Origin of the sequence: Gorillibacterium massiliense (assembly GCF_000455485.1) — a bacterium.
Taxonomy (GTDB): Bacteria; Bacillota; Bacilli; order Paenibacillales; family NBRC-103111; genus Gorillibacterium; species Gorillibacterium massiliense.
In genome coordinates this window covers 74,231-93,445 of sequence record NZ_CBQR020000102.1, presented here as the reverse complement: position 1 = coordinate 93,445, position 19,215 = coordinate 74,231, and the positions used below count along the sequence as shown (strand labels likewise).

At 52.7% G+C, this 19,215-nt stretch carries 17 protein-coding genes; 6 read left to right on the top strand and 11 right to left on the bottom strand.

Features of this window, described 5'->3' with window-relative positions:
• Positions 1 to 483: 483 nt before the first annotated feature.
• From TJ79_RS13555 to TJ79_RS13545, 3 genes are read right to left on the bottom strand one after another with little or no spacing between them, the layout of a single operon-like run.
• The gene (locus tag TJ79_RS13555) at positions 484 to 2,631 is read right to left on the bottom strand and encodes a CocE/NonD family hydrolase (protein WP_052339582.1); all 2,148 of its coding nucleotides are present in this window, start codon (positions 2,629 to 2,631) and stop codon (positions 484 to 486) included.
• Between the two features lie 15 nt (positions 2,632 to 2,646).
• A complete protein-coding gene (locus tag TJ79_RS13550) occupies positions 2,647 to 3,774 on the bottom strand; it encodes a dipeptidase (protein ID WP_238323005.1) in 1,128 nt (375 codons plus the stop codon).
• A gap of 7 nt (positions 3,775 to 3,781) precedes the next feature.
• A complete protein-coding gene (locus TJ79_RS13545; protein WP_040950849.1) occupies positions 3,782 to 4,771 on the bottom strand; it encodes an ornithine cyclodeaminase family protein in 990 nt (329 codons plus the stop codon).
• A gap of 540 nt (positions 4,772 to 5,311) precedes the next feature.
• Between TJ79_RS13545 and TJ79_RS13540 the strand changes: the two genes are divergently transcribed.
• A complete protein-coding gene (locus TJ79_RS13540; RefSeq protein WP_040950848.1) occupies positions 5,312 to 9,931 on the top strand; it encodes an endo-1,4-beta-xylanase in 4,620 nt (1,539 codons plus the stop codon).
• 77 nt (positions 9,932 to 10,008) lie between these two features.
• Here the strand turns inward: TJ79_RS13540 and TJ79_RS13535 are convergent, their stop codons facing one another.
• The 4 genes from TJ79_RS13535 to TJ79_RS13520 all read right to left on the bottom strand — a co-directional run bounded on the left by TJ79_RS13535 (position 10,009) and on the right by TJ79_RS13520 (position 12,410).
• Positions 10,009 to 10,419, bottom strand: coding sequence for a DUF2752 domain-containing protein (locus TJ79_RS13535; RefSeq protein ID WP_052339580.1), 411 nt, complete (start codon positions 10,417 to 10,419; stop codon positions 10,009 to 10,011).
• Positions 10,400 to 10,738, bottom strand: coding sequence for a DUF4234 domain-containing protein (locus TJ79_RS13530; protein WP_040950847.1), 339 nt, complete (start codon positions 10,736 to 10,738; stop codon positions 10,400 to 10,402). The genes TJ79_RS13535 and TJ79_RS13530 overlap by 20 nt, the downstream gene beginning before the upstream one ends.
• Positions 10,739 to 10,995: 257 nt before the next feature.
• Complete coding sequence (locus tag TJ79_RS13525) at positions 10,996 to 11,349, bottom strand: heme oxygenase (RefSeq protein ID WP_337588944.1); 354 nt, start codon at positions 11,347 to 11,349, stop codon at positions 10,996 to 10,998.
• 20 nt (positions 11,350 to 11,369) lie between these two features.
• Positions 11,370 to 12,410: an LLM class flavin-dependent oxidoreductase gene (locus TJ79_RS13520; protein ID WP_081756919.1), complete on the bottom strand. Its 1,041-nt coding sequence runs from the start codon at positions 12,408 to 12,410 to the stop codon at positions 11,370 to 11,372.
• 199 nt (positions 12,411 to 12,609) lie between these two features.
• Between TJ79_RS13520 and TJ79_RS13515 the strand changes: the two genes are divergently transcribed.
• The 4 genes from TJ79_RS13515 (at position 12,610) to TJ79_RS13500 (ending at position 15,324) form a co-directional block, all read left to right on the top strand.
• On the top strand, positions 12,610 to 13,716 hold the full coding sequence (locus TJ79_RS13515; RefSeq protein ID WP_040950844.1) for a glycerol dehydrogenase: 1,107 nt from the start codon (positions 12,610 to 12,612) through the stop codon (positions 13,714 to 13,716).
• A 128-nt stretch (positions 13,717 to 13,844) separates the two neighbouring features.
• Positions 13,845 to 14,321: an SRPBCC family protein gene (locus tag TJ79_RS13510; protein WP_040950843.1), complete on the top strand. Its 477-nt coding sequence runs from the start codon at positions 13,845 to 13,847 to the stop codon at positions 14,319 to 14,321.
• 74 nt (positions 14,322 to 14,395) lie between these two features.
• The gene (locus TJ79_RS26005) at positions 14,396 to 14,923 is read left to right on the top strand and encodes a DUF4362 domain-containing protein (protein ID WP_052339579.1); all 528 of its coding nucleotides are present in this window, start codon (positions 14,396 to 14,398) and stop codon (positions 14,921 to 14,923) included.
• Positions 14,924 to 14,934: 11 nt separating this feature from the next.
• A complete protein-coding gene (locus TJ79_RS13500; RefSeq protein ID WP_040950842.1) occupies positions 14,935 to 15,324 on the top strand; it encodes a thiol-disulfide oxidoreductase DCC family protein in 390 nt (129 codons plus the stop codon).
• Positions 15,325 to 15,410: 86 nt separating this feature from the next.
• Here TJ79_RS13500 and TJ79_RS13495 read toward each other — a convergent pair whose 3' ends face one another.
• Entirely contained in the window at positions 15,411 to 15,716 is a 306-nt protein-coding gene (locus TJ79_RS13495) for a putative quinol monooxygenase (RefSeq protein ID WP_040950841.1), read from the bottom strand.
• 78 nt (positions 15,717 to 15,794) lie between these two features.
• Entirely contained in the window at positions 15,795 to 16,154 is a 360-nt protein-coding gene (locus TJ79_RS27585) for a DUF4358 domain-containing protein (RefSeq protein WP_238323004.1), read from the bottom strand.
• Here TJ79_RS27585 and TJ79_RS27580 point away from each other — a divergent pair.
• Positions 16,138 to 16,650: a hypothetical protein gene (locus TJ79_RS27580; RefSeq protein ID WP_238323003.1), complete on the top strand. Its 513-nt coding sequence runs from the start codon at positions 16,138 to 16,140 to the stop codon at positions 16,648 to 16,650. The genes TJ79_RS27585 and TJ79_RS27580 overlap by 17 nt on opposite strands.
• Before the next feature lie 15 nt (positions 16,651 to 16,665).
• Here TJ79_RS27580 and TJ79_RS13485 read toward each other — a convergent pair whose 3' ends face one another.
• Positions 16,666 to 17,808, bottom strand: a complete 1,143-nt coding sequence (locus TJ79_RS13485) for a DHHW family protein (protein WP_040950840.1) — start codon at positions 17,806 to 17,808, stop codon at positions 16,666 to 16,668.
• A gap of 20 nt (positions 17,809 to 17,828) precedes the next feature.
• Positions 17,829 to 19,214 (bottom strand): MBOAT family O-acyltransferase, encoded by a 1,386-nt coding sequence (locus tag TJ79_RS13480; protein ID WP_040950839.1) that lies wholly within the window; start codon positions 19,212 to 19,214, stop codon positions 17,829 to 17,831.
• Between the last annotated feature and the right edge of the window lies 1 nt (position 19,215).

The window sequence follows — 19,215 nt, the reverse complement described above, 5'->3', positions numbered from 1 at the left end:
GCCGCAGCGGGTTGATTGGCCAGCCGATAACGCGGCTCGTGGCGATTCATCAGCAACCCGTGTCCCGAATAATGAGATCGAGTCCATCGTTGACAGATCATCCATCGTAAGTCCGGTAGACAACTCCTCTAATAGGCTAACGCTAAAAGGACTGCTGTTATATATCCGGGCGGTCCTCGGCTGGCTAAGAAGAAGCAATCCCGCTCTGACTGCAAAATCTGCAATAAAACTTCCAGTTTATAGGCGATTTTGATATTTTGGTTGCAAAAAGTACAATTGAAACCTGCTATGAGCGTTAATTTCCCCCAAAATCGATGGATTCAATTGCACAAAATACAATCACCGACGCTCAAACGAAGGGAATGAGGCGAAGAGATTGTACTTTTTGCAACAGCGCCGGTCAGGGCTCGCCACTATAGCAGCATCCATCGCCTAACCGCACGAGGACCGCTCCGGAATCCTACCGGCAGCGGTCCTCATTTTTTATTTATTTAAAATCGGCAGCAACACGTGGCTCGGATATTCCTCGCTATGATAGATCGTCTGCTTGGCGATAATGGGCTCCGCATCCTCGTAAGGGTCACCGCCCGTGTTCAGGTTGGGGAAGACGACGTTTTTGCTGGAGGAGGTGACGGTGAAGCGGATGCGGTGATTTTTGGAAAAAGTGTAGCCGACATTCGGCATGAAAATTTCGAATTTCTCCACCTGCCCCGGGGTCAGCAGCTCGGGCTTGTCATAGCCGTGGCGGTAGCGGGCCCGGACGATGTAGTTGGACAGGCGGAAAGAATCGCCCCTCTCGTTCACGTCGCACAGAGCGACGGCCCAGTCCGTGTCCAAAGCGGAGCTAGCCGCATACAAAACGGCAGATAACTCACCGGCGACGGTGACGTCTTCGGTCAAGACGTCGCTGCTGTAAACGAGGACGTCGTTTCGCAGCTCATGCTTACGCATGTTTTCCGGTTCCCGCTCGCCGCTTTCGTCCACAGGATCGGCAGGGTTATAGAAGTAGATGTCCGGCACGGAATGTTCACCAGCTCCTGGCGTAAGCTGCAATCTGCCATCTCCCGAACTGGAATTGGCTCGGCCGCTGCTGGCCAAATAGAAGGGAGCTACGACCGCTTCCGCCGGGGTCCAGTCTGCCGATGTCCGCCAGCGGTTTTCGCCCACGACATAATAGGATGCCCGCGGCTCCCGGTCGATGCCGTTGTCGATCCCCTTCAAAAACCGGTCAAACCAGCGCAGCACGGAGATGTCGTAGTCGTAAACGACACCGTCGTTGCCGAAGTTTAAGCCGCCGTAATCCCGCGCTCGGTTGGGGCCGTGCTCCCAAGGGCCGAGGCGGATTTTCCGGTTCGGCACGTCGTGCTTGGTGAGCATCCGCCACGTCTCGGAGACGCCGGGACTGTCGCCGTCATACCAGCCGGAGATGACGTACATCGGCACGTTCACTTGGTCGCCGCGCTCGGAGTAGGTGCAATTTTTCCAGAAATCGTCGTAGTCGGGGTGTTCGCTCCAGAGGTCCCATGGCCCGGAGTTATGGCCGATCATCTGCCGGGGGATGTCCCTGATGGGGCGCGCGTCTACCGCCGCAGCGGGGTCGACTGTGACCCCACCGAAAATATCGAAATCCGTCCGCGTGCCCACCGACTGCGCCATCGTCCAGGACAACAGCGGCCATGAGCAGAGGGTGCCGCCTTTTCGCGCCGTATCCGTGAAGGGAGAGCCGACGTTGACTTCGTTGACGACGGCTTTCAGGTTGGGGTTTCCGCTGGTGGAGGCTGCCGTCACGACGTAGCCGAGATAAGAAGCGCCCCACATGCCAACTTGTCCGTCGGACCAATCCTGCGCGACGATCCAGTCGATGGTGTCGCTGCCGTCTTCCCGCTCGTAATAGAAGGGAACCAGATCGCCCTCGGAATCCGCCCGCCCCCGAACGTCCTGATTGACGACGGCGTACCCTTTGTTTGCCCAACGCAGGAAAAACGGTTTTTTGCCGTGCCGGTCGTAGCAGGTGCGCACGAGAATGGTCGGCAGCTTCGCGCCGGGCTCGATGCCTTCGGGAAGATAAACGTCCGTAGCCAACCGCACGCCGTCCCGCATGGGCACCAGGTAGGTTCCCAGCTCGTTGATGCCGTATTCCGGCTTGGACAGCAACGGATCGTCGTATCCGACGAGCGGGGTGAGGTGCTCATAGCCTTCCTTCACGATGATTTCCAGACCGTAACGGTTCGGCGTCAGAAAAGCGATGATCTCGCCCTCCACGGTCACGATGTCCAGAGCCGTACCGTTCCGCCGAGCCCATACTTGGGACGTGAGCGGACGTCCGGCAACCACCCCGCTATATTGAATATGCCTCTGATAGACGTCGCCGCTGTCCAGCACCCGTTCGTCGCCGTCGCCGGTCCAGTCAGCGGCAGAGTAGGTTGCTAAATCGCGCTGGATTTTTTCCAGAGGAAGCACGTAAGGGTTCCGGTCGTCGAGGGCGTTCATCTGCATCTGCGTGCGGCGGCGCGGGTCAACCTTGGCGTGCATTACTTGTTTGGAGGTAAACCGGATTTTCCCCGAATAGACGCCTGCGCAATAAAGGGCAAAAACAGTGTTCGGTAAAACGTTCATGTTGTCGGTTGCCATCATTTCGGTCTCCTTCTATCCCCAGACTTGTTCAAAAACCCGTAGCCAGTTGCCACCCATGATCTTGGCGATGTCGCTGTCGGAGTAGCCGCGGGCCACCAGCCCCCGGGTAAAATTGATGAAATCGCCGTATTGCTCAAGACCGACAACAGTTTCGGTGGAAGGGCCGTCGCCGGGAGCGAACCCCAATTTCGGGGCGATATGCTCTTTAAAATAAACCAAGGACCATGTCAGGTCGCTCATGGGCCAGTCGGTGCCGATGCCCACATGATCAACGCCGACCAGCCGGACAACGTAGTCGATGTGATCCAGCACATGGTCGAGGGTGGTGTGATCCGGGTCCTCGTACACGAACCAAGGCATGGCGAAAATGCCGATGACTCCGCCGGTGGCGGCTATGGCCTTGAACTCCTCGTCGCTCTTGCACCGCATGTGGGGGTAAAGGGCCTCCACTCCCGTATGGGAGGCGATGACCGGCGCGGAGGACACTGCGCAGGCTTCAAGCGTCGTCGCCTTGCCACAGTGGCCGGTGTCGACGACGATGCCCAGCTTGTTCATCCGGTCGATAAAAGCACGGCCAAAGTTGGTCAAGCCGCCATTAGACCGTTCCGCACAGCCGGCACCGATCTGGTTTTGGCTGTTGTAGGTAAGCTGCAAAACCCGCAAGCCGAATTGGTGCAAGGCGTCCAGCAAGTCGAGGTTTTTGCTTAGGACCTCAGTCTCCTGGGCGGTGACGATTCCCGCTTTTCGTCCCTCTCTTTTGGCCCTACGGATGTCCTCGGCGGTAAGGGCTTTGATCAGCCAATCGTGGGAATCAAACTGCAATTGCACTTCGCCCATGCTGGTGATGAAATCATCTGTGTTGGACAGGTGCAGTTCCCGGTTGCCGGCGGTAATCCCCGACTTGTACCACTCGCTTTTATACTCGGGAATGACTCCGCTTGCCGACAGCTGGATAATCCACTTGGCGGGCAGACTGCTGTACCGCATAGGATCGTCGCGAAAGGGTTCACACAGCTCGCGAATACGTTCCGAAACGGAATCCGGAATAGCAGTAGGAGAGAGCGGCCCTTGGAACAGCAAATCGATATTGATGTTTTCTTCGTGCAGGCGTTTCGCCCGTTCTTCCTGTTCGGAAGTCAAATGAAAGTCATAAAGCAATGTCAACGCCTCGCTTCTGCTGGATAGCTTCCTGGTAAATGAATTGGGCGGCGGCCAAATCTTCCACGGCCAAGCCCAAAGATTTGAATAGTGTAATCTCGCTGTCGCTTGTGCGACCAGCGATTGCGGCATGGCCTGCCAAGAGCTCGCCGATTTCGCCAATGATGTGGCTCTCGGGTATAGCGCCTTCCGCCAGGGCGAGAAGATAATCGCCGGATTCGCTCAAGGCCGCTTCCCGCCGGTCCACATAAAGACGCGACCGGGCTACTGCTGCCCCGTCCAGCTCCCGGTCCGCCGCCCGGCATGCGCCGACGGCGTTGATGTGCGCGCCGCCCTTCAGCCACTCGCCGCGCAAAACCGGCTCCGTCGCCGCTGTCACGGTGCAGATGACGTCGGCGCCTTCCACGGCCGTGCGGACATCCGCCGCCACCGCCAGCTCCACCGCTGCCGCCTCCAGCTCCGGGCTCATGCGCTGCTGAAAAGCGCGGGCATGCTCCGGCGTCGGGCTCCACACCCGGACCCGCCGGATCGGCCGCGCCAGCAGCATCGCCCGGAGATGGCTTGCGGCCTGCTCGCCGCTGCCGAGAATCGCCAGCTCCGTGGCGTTCTCCCGGGCCAGCAGGCGAGTGGCGGCCGCGCTGACGGCGGCGGTGCGGATGGCGGTGATTTTGCGCCCGTCGACCAGCGCTTTTACCGCGCCGGTGGCAGCGTCAAACAGCGTGATGATGCCCTGGTGGGAGGGCAGCCCTCGCTTATGATTATCGGGAAACACGCTGATGATTTTCGCCCCGGCGGTTTCCTCTCCCTTGAGATAACCGGGCATGATGCCGATCAGCCCTGCCTCATGCAAGGGGAGCACCTGCCGCAGGTTTTGGACGGCTTGTCCCGTGGACAGATCAGCCAGCACCTTCTCCATGATGGAAATACAGGCGTTCATAGGCAATAATTCTTCCGCTTCGTTTTGATTGATAACCAGCAAGGAATGGTCCCCCCTCTGTTTTTTTCGCTGTACCAAGCCGGATGCGCCATTCGTGCAGCCGTTTTTTTTATAATATCGCACATTTCCTTGGCCGCAACCTTTTTTGAATTTTGGGCTTCTTCAAAGCTCCTTTAGACTTGAACTCGAAATGTGCGGGCTAAATCAGTAACCCTTGGTTGCCATTTTTATTGTCCCATAATGAGGACGGAAGTTTAACGCCTAATTGTGTTATTGAGTCGCGCATGGCGTTTTTTTGAAAAACATCTAAACTTTTTCTGCCTAACATCTTTATTCCATTGGGTTATGCATTAAAAAAAGTCATTGTAAAATAAAAACTGCAAAATAAATCGCTTTCATAACAATAGCCTGTTGACAGTCAGAGGGACGAAGGAGGTGAGACATAGAACTTATTTTGGAAGCGCTATCAATAAAGTTGGGGGGGATGCATGTTCTCAATTGGTTTTCGGGAAAGGAAAGCAGCCCTATCTGTACTGGGCCACTTTGGATTCGATATTACTATATCGGAGGGGATATCGCTAAATGAGTAGAAAACTCAAAAGAGTCGTCTCGATTTTACTTGTAGCAGCTTTACTTACCCCGTCAGGCTTGCTTGCCCCGGTCGTGAAAGCTGAGACTTCGGACACTGTAGTTTATCACGAAACCTTTGCAAACGGCATAGGAGCTGCAAAGCAATCGGGCAGTGCTAGTCTGACACCGGTCTCGGACAAAGTGTTTGATGGTAATGCTGATGGAATGGCTTTATCTGTAAGCAACAGATCGCACGATTTTGATGCGGCGGATTTCAATTATAGCGACATCGGTTTGGAAAACGGTAAAACCTATACGGTGACCATATCCGTTTATGTTGATGCTGGTGAGACTGTGCCTGCTGGCGCCCAAGCTTATCTTCAAACGGCTGCAATAAGCTATGGCTTCTTAGCCAGCGCAGATTTTGCAGCCGGAAGTGCTTCCACGCTGACGAAAGAGTTTACCGTGGATACAAGCAAAGATACGAAACTACGTGTTCAATCCAACGATAAAGGAGTCTCGGTTCCGTTCTACCTCGGAGATGTTCTTATTACGGCTAAACAAGCATCGGCAGCGACGGATACGGTCATTTATCACGAAACCTTTGCAAACGACATAGGAGCTGCAAAGCAATCGGGCAGTGCTAGTCTGACACAGGTCTCGAACAAAGTGTTTGATGGTAATGCTGATGGAAAGGCTTTATCTGTAAGCAACAGATCGCACGATTTTGATGCGGCGGATTTCAATTATAGCGACATCGGTTTGGAAAATGGTAAAACCTATACAGTAACCATATCCGTTTATGTTGATGCTGGTGAGACGGTGCCTGCTGGCGCCCAAGCTTATCTTCAAACTGCTGACATAAGCTATGGTTTCTTAGCCGGCGCAGACTTTGCAGCCGGAAGTGCTTCCACGCTGACGAAAGAGTTTACCGTGGATACAAGCAAAGATACGAAACTACGTGTTCAATCCAACGATAAAGGAGCCTCGGTTCCGTTCTACATCGGGGATGTTCTTATTACCGAGAAGGTGGCTTCGGGTAGCGGTGGCGGCACTGATGAGACGCCTCGACCTGCGGCTCTGCCTTTCTCCACCATCACCTTTGAGGATCAATCGGCAGGCGGCTTCGTGGGCAGATCAGGCAAGGAAACGCTGACTGTCACCAATGAAGCCAATCATACCGCAGGTGGCTCTTATGCTTTGAAAGTAGAGGGCAGGACAAGCACGTGGCACGGGCCTTCATTGCGCGTGGAGAAATATGTGGACAAAGGTTACGAATATAAAATTTCGGCTTGGGTCAAGCTGATCGAACCGGCAAGCTCCCAGCTCCAGCTGTCCACGCAAATCGGCAATGGAAGCAGTGCCAATTATGTTGCCCTGGCCAAGAGTGCAATCAGCACGAGCGACGGCTGGGTTCTGTATGAGGGAACCTACCGTTATAACAGTGTTGGCGGCGAGTATTTGACCATCTATGTGGAAAGCGCCAGTGACGCAACAGCATCGTTCTATATGGATGATGTCAGCTTTGTAAGCACGGGCTCGGGCCCGACCGCCATACAGAAAGACCTGACTCCGCTCAAAGGTGCCTATCAAAATGACTTCCTCATCGGGAACGTGGTATCGGCAGAAGATATGGACGGGGTTCGGTTTGATCTTCTGAAGATGCATCATAATGTCGCCACGGCCGGAAACGCGATGAAGCCTGTTGCATTGTATGATACGAATGGCAATCTTGACTTTTCTGCAGCCGATGACCTTGTTACTAAAGTCTTGGCTGCGGGATTGAAGATGCACGGGCACGTGCTGGTATGGCATCAGCAGAGTCCTACGTGGATGAATACGTCCGACGGTACCACGCCTTTGGGACGGGACGAAGCTCTCCAGAATATGAAGACTCATATCCAAAAGGTCATGGAGCATTTCGGCAACAAGGTGATTTCGTGGGACGTCGTCAACGAAGCGATGAACGATAACCCGGGTAACCCAGCGGATTGGCAAGCGTCGTTGCGTCAAAGTTCATGGTATAATGCCATCGGACCGGACTACGTAGAGCAAGCATTCTTGGCGGCACGAGAAGTACTGGACGCGCATCCCGGTTGGGATATCAAGCTTTACTATAACGACTATAACGAAGATAACCAGAATAAAGCGACAGCCATTTACAACATGATCAAGGATCTCAATGATAAGTATGCTAAGTCACACTCTGGCAAGCTCCTCATTGATGGCATGGGCATGCAGGGACACTACAATATCAATACCAATCCGGCCAATGTCGAACTATCCTTGGAGAAGTTTATTTCTTTGGGCGTAGAGGTCAGCATAACCGAGCTGGACGTTACGGTAGGAAGCAACTACCAGCTTTCCGATCAGCTTGCGAACGCCCAAGGCTACCTCTATGCGCAGTTGCTCAAAATCTTCAAAGCTCATGCCGATCATATTGCACGAGTTACCTTCTGGGGAATGGATGACAATACGAGCTGGCGATCCTCGCAAAACCCGGTATTGTTTGACAAGAACCTGCAGGCTAAACCGGCTTACTACGGTGTGATCGATCCGGATACATTTATTTCCCAACATACGGCGGGATCAATCGATGCAAGGCAATCCACCGCTGCTTTTGGTACGCCTGTCATTGACGGAACGGTTGACACGGTTTGGAGCGGAGCTCCCGAGCTCCCGATCAACCGGTACCAGATGGCCTGGCAAGGTGCGAGCGGAGTGGCCAAAGTACTCTGGGATGATCAGAACTTGTATGTTCTGGTCCAAGTTAGCGACACGCAACTGGATAAATCGAATGAAAATGCATGGGAGCAGGATTCCGTCGAAGTCTTCGTGGACGAAAACAATGGCAAGACTACGTTCTATCAAGATGATGACGGACAGTATCGAGTAAATTTTGATAACGAAACGACATTCAGCCCGGCAAGCATCGCAGACGGGTTCGTATCGGCAACTCACGTTTCCGGAACGAACTACACGGTTGAAATGAAGATTCCGTTTAAAAAAGTTACACCTAGTAACGATAGTAAACTTGGTTTTGATGTTCAAATCAATGACGCGAAAGACAAAGTCCGTCAAAGTGTTGCCGCATGGAACGATACGACCGGTCAGGGATATCAGGACACATCCATTTTCGGCGTGTTGACCTTGAACGGCAAAACCTCAGACATTTCCGTAACCGGGGTCACCCTCGACCAATCGAAGCTTTCGCTGACTGTGAGCGGAGCGACTGCGACGTTAACCGCCACCGTTCAGCCGACTAATGCCACCAACAAAAACGTCACGTGGAGCTCCAATGATACGAGTGTTGCGATTGTGGACAACACTGGTGTTGTCACACCTGTTAGAGCAGGCACTGCCACCATTACTGTAACGACTGCTGACGGCGGACATACAGCAACAAGCATTGTAACCGTCAACGCCGCGTCGACTGCAACACCGACTTCAACTTCAACTTCGACGCAGGGTCCTATTAACACAGTAAACAATAATCAAATAACTGCAAAGGCTCAGCCGGACAGCAATGGTATAGTATCTGTGACCATTAGTTCAAATGACTTCCATCAAGCAATCAGTCAAACTACGGACAAAACCGTCAAGATTCAGGTGCAATCAAGTACCGGCGTTAAAGAAGTTCAAGTCAACTTGCCGACAGATCAAGTTCAAGCGGTATCGGATCAGATCCAATCCATTGTGATCGACACTGGTCTGGCTACCGTAACGCTTGATCCGAAATTGCTGAACCATAACGACGTGAGGGGAACCGGCAACGTTCAGTTGTCTGTGGCTGTCGTAGATCCGGCGTCGCTGTCCGAAATGGTCCGGGATCAACTGGGCGGAAATACCGTCTACAATTTCAGCTTGAGCGTAAACGGTGAAAAAATATCGAAATTCATCGGTAATGACGTTAAAGTCAGCATGGATTACACGCTGAAGCCGGGTGAAAATCCACACAACGTCGTCGTTTATTACATCGATGACAGCGGCAGGCTGGAAGTTGTTAAAAATGGGAAATACAACGCAGCGACGGGAAAAGTCGAATTTACTCCGAAGCACTTCAGCAAATACTTTGCTAAAGCCAATGAATCTACATTCAAGGACGTGAACATCGTTCCTTGGGCAATGGATAGCATTCAAGCTCTCGAAGTACGGGGTATCGTTGCCGGCGTTAAGACTGGAACTTTTGCACCGAACAATGAGGTTACCAGAGTTGAGTTCACCCAAATGCTGATGAATGCGTTGGATCTGAACGACAACCTGGCAACAAGCACTTTTACCGATGTGTTGGCAGGTGCCTGGTATTATCAGGCAATCGCTTCGGCTCAACAGCTCGGCATCGTCAGTGGGAAAACGGACGGATCTTACGGTATCAACGACAAGATTAGCAGGCAGGACATGGCCGTCATGATATACCGCGCCACAGAAAAGGCAAATATCAAGCTGCAAAATACCGTTAACGCAATCACATTTACCGACGATTCGAGCATCGCGGTTTATGCAGCGCAAGCGATTAAAGCATTGCAGCAAGCCGGAATCGTCACCAGCATGGAGAACGGGAGGTTTTCCCCCAACGGTACCGCAACGCGCGCAGAAGCTGCAGTTGTCATTTATGAATTGTTAATGAATTGAGTTTGAAGATTGCAAAAAAGAAGCCTTCCCGCCGGTTAACACTGTGGGGAAGGCTTCTTTTTGGTGCCTGCATTCATTTAAATCGTAGTCGGAGCCAGCCAAGCAAAGGCCGGAAAATTCCGCAGCAGTCCGTAACCGAGGGTCATGATTAGCATGACCGCCATGATTCCGCTTCCGAGCCGCTTTCGCCCTGTCTTCTGTGTGATCCCATATGCAAGAAACAAGGGAAGAAGCAGAAAAAGAAGAGCGTTGTAGCGGAACGCCTGATAGAAATCTAATCGTAGGATCGAGAGGACAGCCCGGGTCATCCCACAGCCTGGACAATAGAGTCCCGTTACTTTGAGGAAGACGCAGGGGATGGCCAGTCCGGTTAACGGCAGCCAAACCTGAAGGTAGAGGAGCCCCCCTAAACCAAACGCGGAGCCGTGCACCAGCTTGCGGTTCACCGTCCGAAAAGGAGCGGCGGACTTATACCAATTTGTTGACATCGGCCTGTGCAATGCCGTAAGTAACGATGGACAAACCGAATAAGTTCAAAATGATGAACAGGACGGAATTGTCCGATGCCGGGTATCCGCTTCTCATTTGGGCTTCTTGAATATGCTTGCCAAGCTGGTAGCACCATACGTAGCCCCAAATTCCGCAAGTCACAAGGGTGAGCAGAAAATGCTTTCCTCCTGTGAAACGGTCATCCCCGCTCAATGTGCCGACATCGTTGGTCAGGCAGATAAACCAATAAATACCATAAATCCCACAAGTGATAAAAGTAAAAATAATAGCTGTAGCGACACTTCTTTTTGTTACCATTACCCACCGTCCCATTGTTCGTTTTTATTACAAAATATGACAAAATTAGCACTTTCCCATTATATGAAAATATTAATGAAAATGCAAGATATTCATAAATAATTTTAACAAAACATGAGTGCCGCAAAATGAAAAAAAGCCTGTCCATAATAGGATATGCTCGCTCCAAGGGCCAGATTCCTTTTTTTAACCTGGCTGCTTAATAGGGAGAACATACCAATAGGGACAGGCTTTTCACATGCTTATTTCCGCAAGGACTATTTTCCCACTTCTTTCGCAGTAGCGATGTCGTAAACGATAATTTCGCTGCTTATGACCGGCGATTCCTTTGGTGCTTCTCCCGTTTTGCCTTCCGGGCGCTTGTGGGCTGTTTTAAAGGCATCGCTTTCTTTCCAGGCGGCAAAGTCCGCATCCGTTTCCCAGTAAGTGTTCACGCTCAGTTCATCATGGTCGGGTAGGTTACGGGTTAGCAGGACTTCCACCTTTACGATGCCTTTGGTGGTATCCAGCGGTCCTGGTGCTGTAAAACGGGGGGCCATCGCGGCTCCCATCCCTTTTTTGACCTTCATGCGGTTGGTTACGATGATCATGTTCAACAGCTCCTTTTTCATTTTGGTGAATATGAACCGCTTCAGCCCCGGGCGATTTCTTTACGCACAATGGGGGCGACGCGGGTACCCAATAGTTCGATGGCGCGCAAAACTTCCCGGTGGGGCATCGTTCCGGCGCCCAAGTGCATGAAGAACCGGGTGATGCCCAGATTCTTGCGCAGGAGAAGGATTTTCTCGGCTACGTATTCGGGATCGCCGACATAGAGCGCACCCCGCAGGCTGCGGGCGGCGTCATAAGCGGCCCGGTCATAAGGCTGTCCCCAGCCTCGTTCCCGGCCGAGGACGTTCATTTGCGCCTGGGTCGGAGCGTAGAACATTTCGGCGGTCGCCTCATTGGAGTCGCCGACAAAGCCGTGAGAGTGGGTGGCGATAGACAGCTTGGCCGGATCATGGCCCGCTTTTGCCGCGGCACTTTTGTAGAGATCGACGAGAGGGGCAAAACGCTCCGGCATGCCGCCGATAATGGCGAAGGCGACGGGAAGACCCAGCATCCCGGCCCGTACCGCCGACTCTGGATTGCCGCCGGTGGCGATCCACACAGGCAGCGGATTTTGCACGGCGCGGGGATAGACGCCGAGGTTATCGATGGCAGGGCGGTGGCCGCCGCGCCAGCTGACTTTTTCCGATTCCCGGACAGCCAGGAGCAGCTCCAGCTTTTCGTCGAACAATTCGTTGTAATCGTCCAGGCTGTACCCAAACAGCGGAAAGGATTCGATAAACGAGCCGCGGCCTGCCATGATTTCCGCCCGGCCGTTCGAGATGCCGTCCAGTGTGGCGAAAGCCTGATAGACTCGCACGGGATCGTCCGAGGACAACACGGTCACGGCGCTGGTCAGCCGGATGTGTTTGGTCATGCTCGCGGCTGCCGCCAGAACGACAACCGGTGCCGAACCGGCGTAATCGGGACGGTGATGTTCGCCAATTCCGTAGACATCAAGCCCGACTTGGTCGGCTAAGACGATCTCTTCGACGGCATTGCGCAGCCTTTCGGCTTGGCTCATGATTTTACCGGTCGTAACGTCGGGTGTTGTTTCCAAAAAGGTGCTGATCCCGATTTCCATGACAGTCGAATCGCTCATTTGTTTTGCCTCCTTCACTATCTCCAGTTTACTGATTTGGTTATGGATTCTCAAATTTAGTAAGCGGATGCCCGACTAGCGGCCAAAAAGCACAACAACCGCACCGACATATTTTAGTGCCGGATGTTCATACTAACGGAGAGGGTCGGGACAGATTCTAGCTACTAATGGAGGCGTACACATGACCGAGACGGTAAAATCGATTACTTCCCCGAGCAAGTTCTATTCCGGACGCAATTTGCTTCCCAAATTAAATGATTACATGAAAACCTACGGGGATCATGCCTATATCATCTGCGATGAATTTATTTTGGAGCGGGCACAGAAGGAAGCGGGCTCGGCCATTGAAGGAGCGGGCAACAAAGCCGTTTTCGAAAAGTTCAATTACGAATGCACGAAGGAAGAAATCGAACGCCATCGCGAGCGGGTGCGAGGCACCGGCTGCAATATCGTCGTCGGGATTGGTGGGGGCAAAACCTTGGATACCGCCAAAGCCACCGCCTATTATGAAAAGCTGCCGGTTGTCATTTTCCCGACGATCGCCTCGACGGATGCCCCCTGCACCGCGCTGGCCGTGATCTATAAGAAGGATGGCTCCTTCGACGAGTATCTCTTTCTACCGAAAAATCCCGATATCGTTCTGGCCGACGTCGATATTTTGGCCGCCGCTCCGGCGCGATTTTTTGCTGCGGGAATCGGCGATGCTTTAGCCACCTATTTTGAAGCCCGCGCCTGCTACCAATCCCATGGCGACAACCTGGTGCTGAAGAAGCCTTCGGATACGGCGCTGGGTCTGGCCCGCTTGTGTTATGAAACGCTGCTGGAAAATGCGGTGAACGCCAAAATCGCCGTCAATCAAAAGGTCGTGACGAAAGCTGTAGAGAACACGATCGAGGCCACCATTTATCTAAGCGGCGTCGGCGCTGAATCGGGAGGCCTCGCCGCCGCCCATGCCATACACAACGGGATGACGGCCGTTCACTCCCTGCACAAGGTCCAGCATGGTGAAAAGGTCACCTTCGGCTTATTGACCCAACTCGTGCTTGAAAATGCCCCGATCGAGGAGCTGGAGACGGTTATTCAGTTGATCAAGGACGTTCAACTGCCCCTGACCCTCGAGGACCTTGGCGTCAAAAAATTCGAGGAAGCCGAATGGCGTCAAGTGGCCGAATTGTCATGCGCGGACAGCGATACGATGGGGAATATGCCCTTTCCCGTAACGCCGGAGGACGTCTACCAAGCTATTGTGGCGGCAAACGCCATTGCGGAATCGTACAAAGATAAGTAAACGCATTTAGGTCAGGCATATTCAGGCAAGGACTGTTACGGTGAATCTTACCGGACAGTCCTTTTCATATCCGGTAAAATGGGGGTAGAAGAAGTAAAGGAGCCAATTTCTTTTGAGGAGAGATGCCCATGCTGGCTGATCTGAAGCAAGGTCAAAACGGATATACCGCCCGGTTCGAGCGCCATTATAAGCACCCAGTCGGGCAAGTGTGGTCTTATTTGACTGAGGATGACAAGTTGGAGTTGTGGTTCTCCGAATTGAGCGTCGGCGAACTGCGGGAAGGCGGGTTCATCAAGTTTGACATGAGGGACGGCACATTTGCGAAGATGAGTATTCTAGAACTGAAAAACCCCTCCGTGTTGGAATATACGTGGGGCGAAGACCGCGTCAGGTTTGAACTCGCTCCGGAGTCCGGCGGATGCCGGTTGCTCTTGGTGGAAACCCTTAATCAAATAACCGATCACACTCCGAAGGACCTTGCCGGATGGCATGTGTGCTTGGACGTGGTTGGTGCTTTGCTGGACGGAAGAACGATTGAATCCCGAGAAACCGAGTGGAAAGCATGGTATGAGAAATATCGGGAACTTGTCGGTGGCCTCCAGTAACTTCCATTTTCAACATAGGAGCTGATTGCAACCTGAGAGCCTTCGCCCGCGTCAGGGGGACAGGAGGCGATTTCATGATAAAGAAGTTAATGCTCGTATGTTCTGTTGCGGTTATGTTATCCGCCTGCGGCGATAAAGACGGCAAAACCGCTGCGCCGGACGCAACGGTCATCCCCACAAGCGCTACGGCGGTTTCGCAAAGTCCATCGTCGGACGTATCGGGTTTCCCGAAAGCAAAACGGCCTTATACGGTGGAGCAAGCGGTTCAAAACGGCGATGTCGTCAATGTCCACGGGCAATCTCACAATATGGATATTTGGAGCCGGTTCCTGCAAAATGTGGAGGACCGCAAAGCGGAAAAGGTGCGGATTACGCAGTATACCACTGAAGGAGATCCGATCTTTTACGAACTCGTCTATGATGGGGATAGCATTCTTTATACCTATGACAATTCGCTCGATGTTTTCGGCTCGGACGCGGGTCGGCCCAGTACGAAGTGCAAAGGAATTGAAAAGAAGAAGCTGGAGGGGCGCCCGGAAGGCTATGTTCTTTCGGGATGTGAAGATAAAGAGACGGGGGAAACCTTTTTCTTTGGCGGTTAGGGGGCGTTTATATGGATAGGGTCGTTTTCTTCGATGGGGAATGCCTTTTTTGCGATCGAAGCGTCCGCTTCATTATCAAAAGAGACCCGCAGGGACGATTCAAATTCGCCTCTCAGCAAAGTGAAACCGGACAAGATTGGCTTGCGCGTTTCAACATAACCGATGACCGGAACAGCCTTATCCTCGTTGAGCATAATAAGGCCTATTTCAAATCAACCGCTGCCCTTCGTATTTGCAAGAACTTATCGGGAGCCTGGAAAGGGCTCTATCTTCTCGTAATCATACCCAAGCCGGTTCGGGATTTCGTCTATGGGATCGTGGCCAAGAACAGATACAAATGGTTCGGTAAAAAAGAAAGCTGCACGCTGCCTTCACCTGAAGAAAGAGATCGTTTTTTATAGATACGATGGAGAAACGAAAAAGAAAAGGCGCCGTTCTTTCGGTCATCTTCGACCGGGGAACAGCGCCTTACTTATGGATATTTCGATTAATGGAGACCTTTGCCGCCTACCGGCTTGAGCGGGGTCGATTCGACGCCGGCAATCAAGGGCATCGCGCGCTGGATCGCCGCTTTTGTTTCTTCCAAGGAAAGAGATGCTTTATGGGCTTCCGGGTTGCTCCATACTTCCGTGACCCACAGAGTATCCGCTTCGGTTTCCGACGTATGGACGATGTACATCTCGCAATTCTCGAAGGATTGCAGAGCGTCCGCGGCTTCCAGCAAAATCTCGGCAAGTGCGTCCCGCTGGCCGGGCTTGGCCGTAAATTTGGCAACCATCCCAAATTTGCTCACGATTTATCACCTCACCGTCCATCTTACGGACCGGATGGCAAAAAAGCAATTGAAGCGGAAGGAGCTGCTCCGACGGTATTATTTTTGGAAAAAGGAATGAAAGACCTTGATGATATCCGCTGAGCTATCCGAGATGACGAACAATACATAATGGCCGTTGGTGACGATCTTGAAGTTTTTCGCGTTTTCGTACTGGTCTTGAAGATAGTGTTCGAATTGGTTCTGGACGTCTTTCGCCCGCTTTTCCATTCCGGCTTTTATGGCGGGTATGTCTTTTTCATCCTTCACTTTGAAAATCGCGATCTCGTTAGTCTTGATATTTATGAAGGGCATCCGAACAGTGAATTCTTCAGCCAGGCTGGGCTTGATGCCATAAAACTCTTCCAATTTGTCGCTTTCGAGCTGCATAAGGCTCGGCTGTGTGACTTGTTTGACCATCTCGTCAACCATTGCATTTACGGAAGGCATCGTTTCCGGCTTCTTGCTAGGTACAGGCGTTTGGCTAGGCACCGGCTTTTTGGTTGGGGTTGGCGTTTTAGTCGCCACCGGCGATTTAGTTGCCGCAGGCTTTTTGCTCGCTGCTGGCGTTTTGGTTGCCGTCGGCTTTTGGGTGGCTACCGGTTCCTTGCTCGGCTCGCTGCTGGCCGAAGGCGCTGCGCTTGGCGATGGCGCCGTGGAAGTGGCCTCCGGGCTGGGGCTTGCCTTAACGGTCGGGCTCGGAACCGTGCTTGGTGATGCCGCTTCACTTGGAGCTGTCGTCGGGGCGATCGTTTCCGTTCCGCCTGTTTCTTTCGTGTTGGAGCATGCCATGAGCAAGCTCCCCATCAAGGCTGTGGTCATTACCAGTGCGGTCAATCGTTTGTTCATCCTGTGCATTCTCCTTGTTGTTAATGGGTTAACTGCGCGCACTTACGGACGACACTTGACGGGTTAATGTTGCAGACGGCGTCTAATCAGCCAATTTCAACAGCTCATTGTTCTCAACAAACGTCGCGGTGTTAAAGAGCAGCAGCACGTTCCGAATGCCGTTCTCGGCCATGTAGTCGCCAATGCTGCCGTTATAGTAACGGATGTCGATTACATGCAGCTCCGGCACATGCAGCGTCAAAAACGGGATCACGCTATGGGCATACGAATCCTTGACGACCAGCAGCTTTTCTGTGCCGACAGTTTCGGGGTCAAGCGGGGTGGTGAGCTTCATGAGAGCATGGACGCCCCCCAAAAAGTAGGAGTACTTGTCCTTCTTTTTCAAAAAGCTGTCGTCGTATAGGCTGTGCAGCGTTTCGCCCGTATCCGCGATATACAGCTCAGTGGAAACTGGGTACACAGGGGTGTAGACCTGCAGCGAATCCGGCTTCGTGCCCGCAAACTGGCTTCGGGTATGGTAGCTTCCGAGAAACGAATCGCTGACGGTTTCGATGCGGAACTCGTCCTTGGACTTGGGCTGCCAGCCCATTTGCTTTGCATAGGCAACGTAAGCCAAATATGCGCCGTTCGTCGTCCAGTGATGGTCGGTCCGGTAATAGATTGGCTCGGAAGCATGGGGTTTGAGAAAATCGAAACCATCCATAAAGGTTACGCTGTCCTGCACGATGCCGGCGATTTCTTTATTCACTTCATCTTGCGGATAGGTGTCCACCATCCAGGGCAAACGGTCGGGATAAAGGCCGATGGATGTGGGGGCCAGCATGAAGGTTGTTTTCGCGTCGGGGTGGTTGGCGGCGAAATGCTTCACGGCCTCCGCATACTGATCGACTTTTCCGTGATCGGGCTCGGGGAACTTTTCAAACAGGTAACCGTCTTTCCCCTTGTAAATGCCATTGTTCTCCTGCTGCAGCCGCAGTTGTTCGGTCGCCGATTTCACCGACACCCACTTGGAGCGAAATGGAAAATGGTCCGTGACGAAGCTCTCGGCCTCATCCGAAAATTTGCGGGATAGGACATTGCCCCATGTCAGATGCGGGACGCCTTGTAAATACCGGTTTTCCAGCTCTGAAAAGCGGTCCACCGGGGAAAGAAGCAGGATGAAAGAGAGTAGAAACAGCGTAATGATAAATCCCCCGACTAGTATTCGATCGGCTTTCACTTTCATAGCTGCATATCACCTCCACGTCAGAACCGGAAATACAGGAACGGATTATAGGTAGCGTCCACAAGATAAGCGATTGACAGGAAAAATAGCGCTCCATACCAAATGAGAGACAGCCGGGGCCAGGTCTCCTTTACGGGAACCCGCCGCTTCGGCAGGGACGCCAGCGTCAACACGGCAAGCAAAACGGCATTGGTGTAGGCAAAGTACACCGTGCCGTTGTTCCACAGCGGCTGGTGATTGAAACCCAGCATCGCGTTCAAATACCCGAATACACGGGGAAGCTCTTCAAAGGCAAACAGCACCCAGCCGAAGAGGATCAGCACGAGCGCATAGACGTGGCGAATCCAGCGGGGTAACCGGCTGAGCAGCTTTAAGCCCCACCATTTTTCCGCAATCAAAATCACCCCGAAATACAAACCCCAGAAGAGAAAATTCCAGCTTGCCCCGTGCCAGATGCCGGTAAGCATCCACACGATGAGAATATTGCGCAGTTGAATGCCCAAACCCCGGCGGTTTCCTCCTAGAGGGATGTAGACGTAATCCCGGAACCAACTGCTAAGGGAAATATGCCATCTTCGCCAGAAGTCGGTGATACTTTGGGCGGTGTAGGGTTTGTTGAAGTTTTCGTTGAACCGGAATCCGAACATGAGGCCGAGGCCGATGGCCATATCGGAATATCCGCTGAAGTCGAAATAGATTTGAAAGGCGAAGGCGATAATACCGAGCCATGCGGTTAATGCAGGCATGTCCCCTAGATTAGATGCAGAAATCGTGTCCCACAGCAGTCCGATGTTATTGGCCAGAAGCACCTTCTTCGCCAGCCCGACAATGAATCTCCGGATTCCTTTCGCGAAGGACTCCGCCGTTACCGTTCGCTTGCGCAGCTGCTCGGCGATGGTGTTGTACTGGACGATGGGGCCGGCGACAAGCTGCGGGAACAAGGCGACGAAGGTGCCGAAATCCAGCCAATTCCGCTGGGCTTTGGCGGTTCCCCGATACACGTCGATAATATAGGACATCGATTGAAAGGTATAAAAAGAGATACCGATGGGAAGCGGCAGTTGCGTCAGCGGAATATCCGTGCCAAAGAGCGCGTTGACGTTCTCTATGAGAAAATCGGCGTATTTGAAATAGGATAGTAAGGCCAAATTGACAATGACAGAACAGACCACGATCCACTTACGCTGGATTTGAGTGAGCTTCGACCTGCTGAGGAGCAGGCCGAAGCTGTAATCCGTCACGGTGGACAGCAGCATAATGACGATGTAAACCGGTTCGCCCCACGCGTAGAAGATCAGACTGCTCACGAAAAGGATGAGATTCTTGATCCGCCACGGCGATGCGTAATAGAGAAGAAGGACGGCGGGTAGGAATAGGAACAGGAAAAGCAGACTGCTGAATACCATG

Coding starts and splice junctions, on each gene's coding strand:
- TJ79_RS13530 (WP_040950847.1), bottom strand. CDS start 10,738: ATGGTAACAAAAAGAAGTGTCGCTACAGCTATTATTTTTACTTTTATC.
- TJ79_RS13485 (WP_040950840.1), bottom strand. CDS start 17,808: ATGAAAGTGAAAGCCGATCGAATACTAGTCGGGGGATTTATCATTACG.
- TJ79_RS13480 (WP_040950839.1), bottom strand. CDS start 19,214: ATGGTATTCAGCAGTCTGCTTTTCCTGTTCCTATTCCTACCCGCCGTC.
- TJ79_RS13515 (WP_040950844.1), top strand. CDS start 12,610: ATGACCGAGACGGTAAAATCGATTACTTCCCCGAGCAAGTTCTATTCC.
- TJ79_RS13500 (WP_040950842.1), top strand. CDS start 14,935: ATGGATAGGGTCGTTTTCTTCGATGGGGAATGCCTTTTTTGCGATCGA.
- TJ79_RS13525 (WP_337588944.1), bottom strand. CDS start 11,349: ATGAAAAAGGAGCTGTTGAACATGATCATCGTAACCAACCGCATGAAG.
- TJ79_RS26005 (WP_052339579.1), top strand. CDS start 14,396: ATGATAAAGAAGTTAATGCTCGTATGTTCTGTTGCGGTTATGTTATCC.
- TJ79_RS27585 (WP_238323004.1), bottom strand. CDS start 16,154: ATGGTCAAACAAGTCACACAGCCGAGCCTTATGCAGCTCGAAAGCGAC.
- TJ79_RS13510 (WP_040950843.1), top strand. CDS start 13,845: ATGCTGGCTGATCTGAAGCAAGGTCAAAACGGATATACCGCCCGGTTC.
- TJ79_RS13540 (WP_040950848.1), top strand. CDS start 5,312: ATGAGTAGAAAACTCAAAAGAGTCGTCTCGATTTTACTTGTAGCAGCT.
- TJ79_RS13555 (WP_052339582.1), bottom strand. CDS start 2,631: ATGGCAACCGACAACATGAACGTTTTACCGAACACTGTTTTTGCCCTT.
- TJ79_RS13535 (WP_052339580.1), bottom strand. CDS start 10,419: ATGTCAACAAATTGGTATAAGTCCGCCGCTCCTTTTCGGACGGTGAAC.
- TJ79_RS13520 (WP_081756919.1), bottom strand. CDS start 12,410: ATGGAAATCGGGATCAGCACCTTTTTGGAAACAACACCCGACGTTACG.